This window comes from Sebaldella termitidis ATCC 33386 (assembly GCF_000024405.1).
Lineage (GTDB): Bacteria > Fusobacteriota > Fusobacteriia > Fusobacteriales > Leptotrichiaceae > Sebaldella > Sebaldella termitidis.
The window spans coordinates 3,893,531-3,908,071 of the sequence record NC_013517.1; the positions used below are offsets into that span (position 1 = coordinate 3,893,531).

At 32.8% G+C, this 14,541-nt stretch carries 14 protein-coding genes; 1 reads left to right on the forward strand and 13 read right to left on the reverse strand.

From position 1 onward, the window contains the following. Nucleotides 1-84: 84 nt before the first annotated feature. Together STERM_RS18130 and nth are read right to left on the reverse strand one after the other, a co-directional pair. Nucleotides 85-1,575, reverse strand: coding sequence for a D-alanyl-D-alanine carboxypeptidase family protein (locus tag STERM_RS18130; RefSeq protein WP_012863082.1), 1,491 nt, complete (start codon nucleotides 1,573-1,575; stop codon nucleotides 85-87). After that, on the reverse strand, nucleotides 1,572-2,231 hold the full coding sequence (gene nth, locus STERM_RS18135) for an endonuclease III (RefSeq protein WP_012863083.1): 660 nt from the start codon (nucleotides 2,229-2,231) through the stop codon (nucleotides 1,572-1,574). Before nth ends, STERM_RS18130 begins: the two co-directional genes overlap by 4 nt. A gap of 388 nt (nucleotides 2,232-2,619) precedes the next feature. Between nth and STERM_RS21440 the strand changes: the two genes are divergently transcribed. Further along, a complete protein-coding gene (locus STERM_RS21440; RefSeq protein ID WP_012863084.1) occupies nucleotides 2,620-2,970 on the forward strand; it encodes a hypothetical protein in 351 nt (116 codons plus the stop codon). A gap of 63 nt (nucleotides 2,971-3,033) precedes the next feature. On the opposite strand, the gene STERM_RS18145 is transcribed toward STERM_RS21440, so the two are convergent. From STERM_RS18145 to STERM_RS18195, 11 genes are all read right to left on the reverse strand, one after another. Next, nucleotides 3,034-3,612 (reverse strand): IMPACT family protein, encoded by a 579-nt coding sequence (locus STERM_RS18145; protein ID WP_012863085.1) that lies wholly within the window; start codon nucleotides 3,610-3,612, stop codon nucleotides 3,034-3,036. 1 nt (nucleotide 3,613) lies between these two features. Next, nucleotides 3,614-4,384, reverse strand: coding sequence for a site-2 protease family protein (locus tag STERM_RS18150; RefSeq protein ID WP_012863086.1), 771 nt, complete (start codon nucleotides 4,382-4,384; stop codon nucleotides 3,614-3,616). Nucleotides 4,385-4,398: 14 nt separating this feature from the next. Beyond that, entirely contained in the window at nucleotides 4,399-4,998 is a 600-nt protein-coding gene (locus STERM_RS18155; protein WP_012863087.1) for an HAD family hydrolase, read from the reverse strand. Between the two features lie 69 nt (nucleotides 4,999-5,067). Continuing rightward, nucleotides 5,068-6,432 carry a ComEC/Rec2 family competence protein gene (locus STERM_RS18160; RefSeq protein ID WP_012863088.1) on the reverse strand — a complete coding sequence of 455 codons (1,365 nt, stop codon included), beginning with the start codon at nucleotides 6,430-6,432 and terminating at the stop codon, nucleotides 5,068-5,070. Further along, complete coding sequence (locus tag STERM_RS18165; protein ID WP_012863089.1) at nucleotides 6,432-6,956, reverse strand: hypothetical protein; 525 nt, start codon at nucleotides 6,954-6,956, stop codon at nucleotides 6,432-6,434. Before STERM_RS18165 ends, STERM_RS18160 begins: the two co-directional genes overlap by 1 nt. A 100-nt stretch (nucleotides 6,957-7,056) precedes the next feature. Beyond that, entirely contained in the window at nucleotides 7,057-7,674 is a 618-nt protein-coding gene (ruvA, locus tag STERM_RS18170) for a Holliday junction branch migration protein RuvA (RefSeq protein WP_012863090.1), read from the reverse strand. A gap of 50 nt (nucleotides 7,675-7,724) precedes the next feature. Beyond that, a complete protein-coding gene (gene murI / locus STERM_RS18175; protein WP_012863091.1) occupies nucleotides 7,725-8,501 on the reverse strand; it encodes a glutamate racemase in 777 nt (258 codons plus the stop codon). Between the two features lie 208 nt (nucleotides 8,502-8,709). Further along, complete coding sequence (locus STERM_RS18180; RefSeq protein WP_012863092.1) at nucleotides 8,710-9,021, reverse strand: metal-sensitive transcriptional regulator; 312 nt, start codon at nucleotides 9,019-9,021, stop codon at nucleotides 8,710-8,712. Further along, on the reverse strand, nucleotides 9,008-11,692 hold the full coding sequence (locus tag STERM_RS18185) for a heavy metal translocating P-type ATPase (RefSeq protein ID WP_012863093.1): 2,685 nt from the start codon (nucleotides 11,690-11,692) through the stop codon (nucleotides 9,008-9,010). Before STERM_RS18185 ends, STERM_RS18180 begins: the two co-directional genes overlap by 14 nt. 10 nt (nucleotides 11,693-11,702) lie before the next feature. After that, nucleotides 11,703-12,419: a tyrosine-protein phosphatase gene (locus STERM_RS18190; protein ID WP_012863094.1), complete on the reverse strand. Its 717-nt coding sequence runs from the start codon at nucleotides 12,417-12,419 to the stop codon at nucleotides 11,703-11,705. Between the two features lie 587 nt (nucleotides 12,420-13,006). Continuing rightward, the gene (locus tag STERM_RS18195) at nucleotides 13,007-13,774 is read right to left on the reverse strand and encodes a hypothetical protein (protein WP_012863095.1); all 768 of its coding nucleotides are present in this window, start codon (nucleotides 13,772-13,774) and stop codon (nucleotides 13,007-13,009) included. Between the last annotated feature and the right edge of the window lie 767 nt (nucleotides 13,775-14,541).

Below are 14,541 nucleotides of genomic sequence, written 5' to 3' on the forward strand. Positions count from 1 at the left end.
TAATTTATCAGCACACAAAAGTCAATAAATTTTTTACTCAAAAAAAACAGAAGTTCAATTTTAAAAACTTCTGTTTTTTTATTTTTATAACCAGCCGAATGTAATAAATCTTAAAAATTTACCAAAACCGCTTAATTCTTTTACCTCTTCACTTGAAATAATATTTACTTTTCCTATCTCTTTTCCGCCTTTTTTTATAATCAGCTCACCGATTACAGTTCCTTTCTGTACAGGCGCTTTTATATTCAGATCTCTTGTTTCGTATTCATAAGGATTATTTTTTACTTCATAGACATCCTCTGCAAGAGTACCTTTTATTGTTTTCTTTTTGCCGTCTTTCAGCTTGAACTCACCCATATCTGACCCGGCTTTTTTTACTATAGTCAGTTGTGCCTCTATAGCTTGAAATTCCTCTGTAAGAAGCTTTGTTCTGGCTGCATCAGTAACCTCTCCGAGCACTACAGCTACTATCTCTACATTTCCTTTTTTACTTGTCACGATTATATTATATCCTGATAAATTATGAAATCCGGTCTTCAGTCCCCAAATTCCAAATTTTTCAAGCAAATGATTTCTGCTTGGATAAATTATCTGTTCTCCCAGACTATTTTCCAGTATGAGCTCTTTTTCCCCTGCCCATTCTCTTATTCTTTTATCTTTCATCGCTGCCATAGCAAGAAGGTAAAGATCATCAGCTGTAGATGTATCAAGCTGTCTTCCTGTCATAGAAGTGGGAAGTCCTGCCGGAGTATAAAATTTAGTGTTCTTCATCCCAAGCTCTTTTGCTTTTTCATTCATTAATTCCACGAATTTATCTATTGAACCGTTTCCTATGTGCTTTGCCACGAGATAAGCTGCGTTATTGGCAGAATATATATTTTCAGCTCTCAGCAGATCTCTTAATACAAAGCATTCTCCCGCTTTTACATTCAGCCAGCTGCCGCCCACATTGGCCGTAGCCTGATCAAAGCATACTTTATCATCCAGAGATTTATTCCCCTTGTCTACCTGATCAAGAGCAACAAGTATATTCATGACCTTAGCCAGCGATGCAGTGGGATGAACCACAGCAGAACCGTTTGACTTGATTTTATATCCGTCTGCAGTTGCTATATATGTTAATATTTCACCTTTATAGAAGGTAGGCCCTTCCTGCTCTTTATCAATTGCCTGTTTCACAGGTTTTTTAGGATCTATCTTGGCAGGTCCGGATTTCACAGGAGCTTTTGGAGGCTCTACAGTTATTTCCGGAGTTCCGTTTTCCGGATTAATAGGTATTTCTCCGTTTTCTGCTCCATTCCCTCCCGGAGTTCCGTTTATTGTATTCGGCGTACCAGTTCCTGACTCTGTTCCCAGTGTGTCTGTACCGGGATTTCCTGTTTTTTCATTTTGTACTTCTTTTACTGCCTTATTTATACTGTCCTTAACTTCCTGATTTTTATCTTTTTCAGTTTTTTCTTTTGTCTTTACAGTCTCTGCCGGTGTATCTCCGCCTCCGCTGCTGCCTGCCGGTTCCCCTTCGGCAAATAAAAATGTAACTAACATTGCCAGAACGACAAAATATCTCTTCTTCATGACTTCTCCTTATTCTTTTTTAAATTTGTTTCATAATATTTACAATATTCCTTTATTTCACAAATCTCACATTTGGGTTTTCTGGCTATACATTTATCTCTGCCGTGAAGAATGAGATAATGTGAGTACTCAAACCAATGTTTTTTCGGAATAAATTTCATGAGTTCCTTTTCTATAATCTCAGGATTATCACTCTTAACAAATCCTATTCTGTTTGAAAGTCTCTTTACATGCGTATCTACAACAATTCCTTCACGAATATTCCAGATATCCCCTAATACCACATTGGCGGTCTTCCTTCCGACTCCCGCAAGTCCTCTCAGCTCTTCCATGGTATTCGGAACTTCACCGTTATATTTTTCCAAAAGCTGTCTGGAACACATCTGTATATTTTTAGCTTTATTTTTATAAAAACCTGTAGATCTTATGTGTTTTTCTATTTCCTTCAGATCCATTTCAGCAAGATCTTTCGGTCCCTTTACTATTTTAAATAATTCTTTCGTAACTATATTCACTCTTACATCTGTGCATTGTGCCGACAAAATAACGGCAATCAATAACTGATAAGGTGTTTCATAGTTCAAAGCAGTAATAGGTACTTGAAATTTCTGCTCCAAGATAGGAAATACCTTATTAAAGCGTTCTTTTTTTGTCATTTGTCATGCTCCTTGATTTTTCAGATATACTATTTATTATACATACTATTCATATATATGTCCATTATAAAAAAGATTCTCAGATCGATAATATAACAGATAAGATCAGTAAAAACAGGATTATTTTTTCAAAAAAAAAATGTTCTCACTTCATATCATTATAGTATATGAAAATTAAAAAATCAAATAAAAACTGGTATATTGTTTCATCTTATTTAATTAATTATATATAATCTGCGGTACTAAAATCCCTGTTAAACCACTTCCGGTTTTTATCTGTAAATACATTAATCCCCCCTATTAAAGAATAAAAGGCTTATAATCATCTTTATCATCATGCTGACACAAAATAATGTTACTATGATATTAACAAAGGAGGTGAGTTACAATGAACAAAAAAAAACTCCTGATCGGAATAGCTGCTTTATGTTTCGTATTCGCCGGCGGCTTTGCGATCGGTAATTTTTCAAGACCAAAACCAAGAATAGAAAATATCAGACCGGGATTTGCCAACAGCAGAGGCAGACACATAAAAAACCGCAGAAATCCGGAAATTAATCCGGAAAAACAAATTGCAATGGACGAAAAAAGGCTTGAGATAGAGAAAGAACTGGCTAAAAGTGAACCTGACTGGACAAGAATAGAAAATATCAACAAAGAGATTGCACTTGAAAGAGCTGCAACAAAAACAGAATATTTAAAACAGGTGAAGCAACAGCAGAATATACCTAATCAATAAAATTTCACATAGATAAAAAGTGAAACCCGCATATTTCGGTTTCACTTTTTTATTTTCAATATATTATAATTTAACCACAATAACACCGTTTAAAGCCTCTATTTCACTTTCCATCTCTTTATCAGTTTCTATTTTTACGGATATTCTGTCAAGATAATTTTGTTCAATTATTTTCACATCATTTTTGGCAAAAAAGCTCTCCATATCCGAAGTCATGGAATAATCATAATCAAGAATAAAAACTGCCCTTTCCCTGTATTCTGTGATCCCGGCTTCATTCACTGCCAGTTTTGCCGTCTTGGCATAATTTCTTATAAGTCCCCCGGCTCCCAGCTTTATTCCGCCAAAATATCTTGTTGCCACTAATGCCACATTATATATATCAAGAATATTTAATATTTCAGCCATAGGTTTTCCGGCAGTGCTGCTAGGCTCACCGTCATCGTTATACTTAAAATACTCCTGACCGTTTTCTACTACTCTGTACAGAGGAACATTATGTGTCGCATTAGGGTGCATTGCCTTTATTTCGTTTATAAATTTTTCAGCTTCCTTTACACTGTTTACTGGTTTTATATAACCTAGAAATTTTGATTTTTTTTCCTCAAATTCTATAACAGTTTCATTTTTTACAGTATTCATTTTATCCTCCAAGCAGCTTTATCAAAAAATCAAATACTTTTTCAAATATATTACTGAATAAGCCCGCCCATAACAATGCAAATACTATTAATATACCGTATTTTTCAATTCTGTCATAAAAATCCTTTACAGGCTTTGGAGCAAAAGAATATACTATTCTTCCACCGTCAAGCGGTGTAACGGGAATCAGGTTAAAAACCCCGAGTAATACATTAATAAAGAAAAAATATATAAAAAATTTTACGACTATCTCATGTAAAAGGTCTCCTCTTACCATTATATCTTCATAAAAAATATGATATGAATCTGAAAAAAATGTTCGAAGCAGGAGAAGTGAAACAGCTGCCAGAACAAAATTCACAAAAATCCCAGCTACAGACACTACGAAAAACCCTGTTCTATACGGACGCAGTCTGCTAAAATTCACAGGAACAGGTTTTGCCCATCCTATCAGAAATTTTACTCCGCATAAAAGAAGAAGTATCGGAAGAAGCAGTCCCTGTAAATCTATATGCTTTAAAGGGTTAAAAGACAGCCTTCCTGCTTTTTTGGCAGTATCATCGCCAAAAAGGTAGGCTGCGTATCCGTGTGCCACCTCATGTGATACTGCTGCAATAATAAATGCCGCAAAAACAATTATATAATCTATGGAAAACTCAAAAGATCTAAAGGTATTCCCAATTGCAAAAACAAATAATGCTATTATGAAAAGAAGCTTTATCCCTGAAAATTTAGGATTTGCCTCTTTAAATTTTTTATAAAAATTTTTCATTTTATTCCTCTGTTCTAAAATATTATATTTTTACTTTTCAATCTGTCGGAAAGAGTATTATAATCTGTTAAATGTATAGTATTTATTCCTATTTTTCCCGCAGCCTCCACATTTTCAGCCAAATCGTCGATAAACAAAGTTTCTTCCGGTTTTAGACCGTATTTTTCAATGAGAAGTCTGTATATCCTTTCATCGGGCTTTAAGCACTGATGGTATGCCGAAACAATACCCCCGTCAAAGTAACTGAAAAATTCATGCTTTGAACTTACCGTTTCAAAAGATTCCTTATGAAAATTAGATAAAATATACAAATTATAGTTTTTTTTCAAATTCTTTAAAAGCTCAGTATTTTTCATTATGGGCTTCAAAAGACTGTAAAGATTATCCCCAAACAGTATATCCACTTCACTGTCACAGTCCTTCAGCTTTTCTTTAAATATTTTTTTGGCATTCTCATAACTAAGAGTTCCCAAATCCAGTTTTTTCCACTCATCACTTTTGAAAACCACATCTAGAAATTTTTCTCTTTTTTCCGGACTTACTGATTTATTCACATATCCCGAAGGATCAAATAATATTAATACATTTCCCAGATCAAATATAATATTTTTCATTTTATCACTCCAAAATTATTCTGTATTTTCTACATTATATCAGAAATAACAGCAACTGACAAAAATAATTCACTTAATTGAAAGCGGTTTTTTATAGCCGTATTTTATTTCATAATATCTTAAAAACTGTATTCCGGCTGCAATTATAATATAGTAAAACAGTATAAATACCCAGTGTATATGAATTTCAGTATTTATCTGCAGCAGAGGAATTTTATCCAGAAAATATATAATTGTCTCAAAAGCATTAAATATAAATTTTATTATTAAAAGAAATATTTTATTAAAAAGCTCTATTCCGAAAACATTCAAGAGCAAGACCAGAAATATCAGCTGTATCAGTAGAGTTCCCAATGGTATCCCGACTATATTGCACAAAAATGAAAACACTGGCATTGTCTGAAAATTATATAAAAATACAGGAAATGTCATTATCTGAATCACAAAACTTAAAAGAGCCGTTTTCAGGATATGATTGATAAAATTATCTTTTATTCTGCATTTAGCTGAATACAGTCTCTCAAAAACAGGATATATAAAAAGAATACTTCCCACTGCACCGTATGAAAGCTGAAATGATATATCAAATAATGAATAAGGCAGAATCATAACTGTGACTATCAGGGATATAAAAAAGGATTTTCTGCTGTCCTTCTCCTCAAAGAATATCTTTGAAAAAATCATAATACTTCCGGTAATATATGTCCGCAGCACAGAAACCGAAAAACCTATTACCGCACAATAAACAGAGAGCAGGCTCCATGTCAGTATATATTTCATTTTATAGGAATATATTGTATTTTCAAAAATTTTTAGAAAGACTATAATTATAAGCCCTATAAGAAGTCCTGATATTACTATGAGATGTGAAAGTCCTGTGTTCTTGAACATTCTGTTAAATTCCTCGTCAATATTTCCTTTTTCTCCGAGTACCGCTGCCTTGGCAAATACACTGATATCATATTCCCCGTCAAAAGCATTTTCCAGCTTCTGAAGCATAAAATTCCTGATAAAATTCAATTTTCCCTCTTTAATTTCTTTCAGCCTTCCATTTATTGTAAATATCCCGTTTTTCTTTTTTATCTGCTGTATCTTATATGTCAATGTGTAAAAACCATAAGGGTAACCTGTATTATTAATAAATATCCTTTTATCCGTATATCTGTTATCAATTCTTAAAACAGTTCCGGTTCTCCCGTCAAACTTCACAAACAGCTTTCTTTCACCGCTTAAATCACCGTTATAAGTGACTAAATTCAGATAAATATAAAATACTAACAGTAAAATGACATAAATAAGATTTTTTTCCTTTATGAAGAAATAAAATAATACTGTAATAATCAAAAGAATAAACACAATACCGGTAATTTTAATATTCATATATAAAAGCACCGCACATATTAAAGCCGAAAATATTCTGATCAGCTCTGACATTACAGCTCCTCATCCCATAAACTATAATCAAGATAGTTTTCATCAGATTTCATAGGTTTTTTTGCCTTATATACGCTTATTACCGGATATTTCATTGTATTTACAGTGCTTACAGATATTTTATAGTATATTTTCCCCAGGCTTCTGTCTGCTAAAAATATAGAAAATCCTTTGTCAAAATTCCCGTTTTTAGTAGTCTTCCTTATAAAGTCAGCTTTTTTATCAGAGTTATTGGAAAAATAACCTATATTTTCCGGAAGTCTTAACTCTTCTAATATTTCACCGTCTTTTTCTTTAAATATTACCTTTTTACCGGAAAAATTAAATTCCAGCTGATATTCATTTTCACTCTGAAAGCCGTACTTCTGTACCTTTCTTATAAATAACGCAAGCTCTGTTTTTACTTTTCCGAATGATTCGGCTCTTTTTCTCTTTTCCAGCGAATAAGCCGTAAAACAAAAAAATATGCTGATCAACCCTAAAAACAATAACACCTCGATTATTGTATACCCTCTTTTATTCATTACCCCTCCCCTTTTATTTATCTTAATATATTTTTCAATTAAAATCAATCAAAAATTTTAAAAAAATAAAAATCTCTGAATTTCTTCAGAGACTCCTGTTTTATTTTGATTGTATTTTTTTTAAAATATCTCTTATCGCATCTTCTACACGCTCATATTTCTCTATTTCCTCATCTTTTATCCACTTTGATACATCAGCATTGGAATAACCGAGAGATTCAAGCGCAAGCTTTAAGTCTTCCTTCATAATAAGTGCCTTTGTGCTGGATACGCTGCTCGCTGTATCGTGGCTTCCATCCTGTGCAATCCCGATTACATTGAGCTTCTTTACCTTATCTTTCAGATCCACAATCAGCTTTTGGGCTTTTTTCTGCCCTAATCCCGGTACCCTTACAAGAAGCTTGGCATTTTCCTCTATTACTATGTCGATCACTTCTTGTGTATTAAATGTGGAAAGTATCGCCAGCCCGAGCTTAGGCCCTACTCCGCTTATACTTACCAATGCTTTGAACAGCTCTCTTTCACTTTCAGTCTTAAATCCGTATAATGAAAAATCATCTTCCTTTACATTAGTGTAAATAAATAATTTTTCAGTATCCTCTGTAAGCATATCATAGGTTTTTAGTGAGATGAATATTTTGTATGCAATACCGTTTACTTCAAGAGCCACATAATCTATCTTTTTTACCGTGAGTTCTCCTCTTATATATTCAAACATAATTACTCCTTATCTTCATATTTTGTTGTCTAAAACATACAAAAATAACATCAGAGCTTTATCAGCTCTATATCTTCTATTTCTTCATCAAGAAACATACTGCCTATATTCCTGAAATTTTGTACACCGTCAGATACATAAAATTTTACATGGCCGCCTTTATTTTCTGCAGCATTATTTTCTGTCAGCACTTTTTTCAGATCAAGTGCAGTTTCCATTGCCGGATCTATGAGATTCAGATCTGGATAAATTTTCTGTATTTCCTTTTTCAAAAGCGGATAATGAGTACATCCTAAAATAAGGGTATCTACTTTATCATCAAAATCCCCCAGATAGTGTTTTATAATACTTTCTATTATTTCCCCGTCCAAAAGTCCTTCTTCTACCACATGAACGAATAAAGGGCATGCTTTCTGATACACTACTATATCCTTATTTCTCCTGTGTATTTCCTGCTTATACTTCTCGGAATTTATAGTTGCTTTTGTTCCTATTACACCTATCTCATTAGTTTTAGTTACCGAAAGTGCACTTCTCACTCCCGCCTCTATCACACCTATTACCGGTATATCATAGACTGCTTTCAGCTCTTCCAGTGCAAGTGCCGTTGCTGTATTGCATGCAACCACAAGTACATTGATATTCTTGGTCAAAAGAAAATCAGTTATTTCTTTTGAATATCTTATTATCAGCTCTTTTGTCTTTTCTCCGTAAGGAACACGTGCAGTATCACCGAAATAAAAAATTTCTTCATTTGGAAATATTTTTCTTACTTCCTTCAATACTGTAAGTCCTCCAAGACCAGAATCAAATATCCCTATTGACATTAATATCATTCCTTTATTATATATTTTATAAATTTTATTTTAAAAAATTAAATTTGATAAGCAAGATATTATAACACATTTAATCCCTGATATAAAGAAAATACAAATATTTCTGTGGATACAGCCCAGTCCGTAAATAAAAATCACAGCGGATAAAAGTAACACCCGCCATGATTCTTTATTTCATATTATTATTGTTTTCTACAGATCATTTTATCATTTTTTTTATGGTAACCATAAGCTCATCTACCACTTCTTCCTTGCCTTCTTTTATCTGCCGTACTACACAGCTGTTTATATGAGCCTTCAACAGTTCTTTTGACACTCCGTCCAGTGAGGCTTTGGCAGACATTATCTGATGGAGTATCTCATCACAGTATATATCTTCTTCTACCATTTTTTTTATTCCTCTTATCTGCCCCTCTATTCTGTTCAGTCTTTTTACGAGAGAATCTTTTAAGTCATTGGCATGCTCTGCTTTTCTTTTCTCTTTGATTTCATTTTCTTTACTCTGCTTCATATCCTGCCTCTTTTATTTTTTCTATGACTTCTTTTATAACATCTTTTTCTGCACTATACTTTACAGCTCCCGAATTCAAATCCACAGATACAGAGCTTACACCATCTATACTTTCTACTGCTGTCTTTACTCTCTTTACACAATGCTCACAGCTCATACCTTTTACTTTTAATTCTTTTTCCATAAAATTCTCACTTCCTTTGTATTTTTTTGTTTTCTTTCTGAACTTATAATTTTCAGCTTTAAAAAATTTCAGCCTGAGGGCATTCAGCAATACTGATACCGAACTCAAGGACATAGCCAGTGCCGCAATCATAGGATCCAGCTTCGGGCCTCCGAATGCATAGAATACACCTGCTGCAAATGGTATACCCAAAGTATTATAGGCAAATGCCCAGAATAAGTTCTGCTTTATGTTTCTTATCGTAGCCTTGCTTAATTTTATTGCGTTGACAACATCAAGAATATCACTTCTGATAAGTACTATATCTGCTGATTCTATTGCTACATCGGTTCCGCTTCCTATTGCTATACCCACATTTGCCTGAGCCAGTGCAGGTGAATCATTTATCCCGTCACCAACCATTGCTACGAAATCTCCTTTTTTCTGATAAGATTTTACGGCATTTGATTTTTCATCAGGAAGAACCTCTGCTATAACTTCGTCTATTCCCACTTGCTTTGCTATATATTCGGCAGTTTTTCTGTTATCTCCGGTAAGCATTACTACTTTTATTCCCATTTCATGAAGTTCCTTCACTGCCCTTGCGCTGCTTTCCTTTACTACATCCGCTATTGCTGCTATTCCCTCTGTTTTTCCATCTGCAGCAAGGAAGACTACAGTTTTCCCTTCATCAGAGAGTCTGTCAAAATCTTTTTCAAATTTACTTATATCCATATTATTTTCTGTCATTAATTTTTTATTTCCAAGGAATACCGTTTTTCCGTTAACTTCACATTTTATCCCATATCCCGGAATATTTTCAAACTTCTCTGCGTTATATAATTCTATGTTCCGCTCTTTACTGTAAGCCATTACAGCTTCTGCAAGAGGATGCTCAGAGCCTTTTTCGGCACTTGCCGCATACTGCAGAAAAATACCTTCATTATCTGCAATTACATCTGTTACTACAGGTTTCCCCTGTGTTATAGTTCCTGTTTTATCAAATATTATAGTATCTATACTGTGTGTAGTTTCCAGAGCCTCACCGCTTTTTATGAGTATACCGTTTTCGGCACCTTTTCCGGTTCCTACCATTATTGCAGTAGGAGTTGCCAGCCCCAGCGCACACGGACAGGCTATTACCAAGACCGCTATAAAAATCGTAAGTGCAAATACAAGACCTGATCCGCTTATATACCATGCCAGACCTGCTATTACCGCTATAACCATTACTATTGGAACAAAATATCCCGAAATCGTATCAGCCATTCTTGAGATAGGAGCTTTTGACCCCTGAGCTTCTTCCACCAGCTTTATAATCTGGGAAAGCATTGTATCTGTACCTACTTTGGTAGCTCTGAATTCTATACTTCCATTCTTATTTATACTTCCGCCTATTACTTTGTCATCTGCTTTTTTACCCACAGGTATGCTTTCACCGGTAAGCATGGACTCATCAACACTGGTATGTCCTTTTACCACTATACCGTCCACGGGTATCTTTTCTCCAGGTTTTACAAGGATAATATCCCCGGCATTTATTTCTTCAATAAGAACCTCATGCGGCTCTCCGTCTTTTATTATCACTGCTTTTTTCGGCTGCAGCCCGATTAATTTCTTTATTGCGGAAGAAGTTTTCCCTTTTGTTTTGGCTTCAAGAAACTTCCCAAGAAGAATAAGGGTTATTATCACTCCTGCCGACTCAAAATACAAGTCCATCACATAATGTACCTGCCCTGAAAATATCTGATACACCGAAAATGATCCGTATAATACTGCTGCCGATGTACCCACAGCTATCAGTGAATCCATATTAGGACTTCTCTTAAGCAAATTTCTGAATCCTCTTACAAAAAATCCGTTTCCTGCTACAAGTATAGGAATTACCAGAATTACCTGAGCAATCGCAAAGTTTCCGGGATTAATTTCAGGATTTATAAAATCAGGAAGATGAAGTCCCATCATATGTCCCATTGCCACATATAGCAGCGGAACTGCAAATATAAGTGAAACAATAAATTTTATACCTAAACTTCTGATTTCTTTATTGTATAAATCTTCCTTTTCCTCTTCTTTCATATCGGCATCCAGCGGTTTATACCCGGCCTCTGTTATTTTTTCCTTTATCTTCCCTATATTTACAGCAGCAGGATCGTATTCAAAATATCCTGTTCCATTGGCAAAATTTACAGAAGCTTTTTTAATTCCCTCTAATTTTAATACACTTCTCTCCACTGCCGCAGAACATGCTGAGCATGTCATACCGCTTATTGAAACCGAAACTTTCTTTATTTTCTCATCATCAGCCAGATCATAGCCAATTTTTTTCACTTCATTTTTTATTTTATCAAAGTCATACTTTGCTTCATCATATTCTACTTTTAATTTTTCAGTAGCAAAGTTTACATTTGCTTCTTTTATACCGTCCAGTTTGCCGAGACCTCTCTCTATAGCTCCTGCACAGGCTGTACATGTCATTCCCTTTACATCATATAATCCGGTTTTCATTTTATCCTCCTTATTCTGCATCCTCAAGAAAACTTTCTTTTAATGACCTTATTTCACTCTCTTTAAGCCCGATTTTACTCATATAGGCTTCTGCTCCCCCGTACTTTTTTTCTATATGATCAACAAATTTTTCAATATATTCTCTTTCAGACCCGAGATAATCCTTCAGATTCTCGTCATTTTCACGAGAAAATCTGTCCAAAACAGAGTGTAAATTCTCTCTGGTTACAGTATAATCCAATATTATATCTTCCTTTGATACTCCTGCGAGCATTAGCAGAAGTGCTGCTGTCATACCTGTTCTGTCTTTGCCTGCAGCACAGTGAAACAATATAGTCTTTTCGGGATTATCTGCCATCAGCCTGAATACTTTGTAAAATGCCTTTTTACATGAATCAGAGGCATCCACGTATATTCCGCCGAGTGATCCGAAAGTTATTTTCAGATCCTTCAGCAGCTGAATCTGATAATAGTCTACCTCATTACAATACTGCAGAACATCTACCCATGCTTCATATTCCATATCTGACCTTAAATCTATGTCAATGCTTAATCCGTAATCAAGGAGCTTACTTATATCAGATTTAGTAAGACTCTCTAGTCCATCTGAACGGATAAATTTTTTCCATCTGGTAATCTTGCCGTTTTCAGCTTTATATCCGCCTATATCTCTTACATTATGCGCTCCTTCTAGCACAATCTGTCTCTTTTTATTTAATTCAGTCATATCTCCTCCTTTTTAGGTATACCCCCATACCCTATATAAGTATGATACTACTATTTTATTTTTTTGTCAAATAAATTTATTTCTGTATCTGTAAAATATACTTCAAAGGCTATATTTTATTATATTTCTCATTTTTAAGCTATTTCATTTTTTAAATTATTTCTATAAAAAACAGACGCTAAATTCACAATCTTTTTTTATTACCTATCTTATTAAATCAAATATATCCGTTTATTAAAAAAATTATTTTAGTTCTCTTTCAGTTTCTTTTTTCGAAACTTATTAATTTAAATTCTTTAACTATAAAAATATTCATTAATATATTTTCAAAGATATTTTTTAATTCAGCATCACAAATTCAATGGTATATTGAAAATTATATTATACCGGACAGAACCACTTTTACTATTTTCAAAATCATTTTATTCTTTACTTAATAAATAGATAAGGAGCTTACGCTCCTTATTCATATCTTATACAATCAAAATTTCTTATTTCATCTATTTTATTTAATTTCAATACTTTAGCTTTAAATTCACTTCCCTTACTATTTAAAGAATTATTTTTCATGACGTAAATTTTTATATCTAATATTTAACAGTCACAACATCAACAAAAAACTGCAAAAATGATCTTGCTAACCCGTCTTTTTCCCATTTTTTAAAAGCTGCTGTTTCAATAATAAGATTATAAGAAGCATCGCCTGGAGAACGCTTAATAAAATAGGTTACATTATCATCCCAATTATATTCATCATACATCACATATAAAATTTGAAATTCTTTTTTTTTAAAATTTATCGTATGAACTTGACCATATAAAAAATTTCCATCTCCTACTGCAAAGTAAAAATCATTTTCAGAAAGCTTGCTTTTATCTCTTATTATTTCCGGTATATTTTCATAGGCATAATACTTTAATATACTTTCTTTTGAAATTGTTCTTTCACTTGCATATCTTACATTATGTAACAATACATTTTTTATTTTTTCACTGTAAATTCTTACATTACCTCTTATTGAAAAGTTATAACCATAAAAAGCAAGAAAATCTGTTCCCGCTATACTAAAATGTTTTTTAGCAATATCCCCGAATCTCTTTAAACCTAACCCTAAAAACTGCCCTCCACCAAAATATTCTTTTAAAGAGGGTCTATTGGGATAACTCAGATAATACTCCATACACCTTGTTGATGTAAGCCATAATTTATAAGATTTCATTACCTGTTTAAAATTATCCCTATACAGTTTATCTGCTTTAGCTTCTAGTAAAATTACAGAAAGTCCGTCATAATTTACTTTTATGTCCGGATTATCTGATAATTTCCCGGTTCTTTTTAAAAAGTTATTACTCATTAAACATTCTCCCTCTAAAAATAGTTCGTTTTATATCTTATAAGCATGCATAAGATAATATATAAATATATTAATAAAAATTTTTTATCATAAAATTTACTTGGAAAGAAAACCAAAATAGCTATATAAAAAATATCTATCATATAATATGAAAATAAAGCATTATAACCTGAAATGAAAAAACCTGCCCCGCTTAAAATATTTAAGTTTAGGATATTTTCAAAAAAAACTAAATAAAATGAAGTAATATAAAAATAGAATTTCAAGAAAAACTTGCCTTTTTTATTTTTCAAATAGAATACAAATAAAATAAAAAAGAAAAGAAATAAAAATTTTATATAATCATAATTACTAAAAACCTGTTCCGGGACTTCTCTCCAATCAAAAATAGAAATTCTTTCAATATAGAAGCTTGTTATTATTTGAAATAACAGAAGCTCCATATCCAGCTCTATGTTTTTCTTTTTCAGAATAAAAGAATTGAGAAAAGAAAATAATATCAAAGTAACTGTGATATTAAAAAGATTTACCTTCATAAAAAATAAAGTAAATAAAATAAAAAGAATTAAATTTAATAACCTCAAAGCTAAATTCATATATCTCCCTTTATTAAATATAAAATAATTTTAAAATTAATTATACCATATTTTTAAAAAGTGCAATATCTTTACTTTAAATAAATACATAAAAGTTCAACATTTGATATTAAAGAATCAGGGTTTAAAAACAGATTTTTTTTATTTTGATACAGCCTAAAACACCTGTTA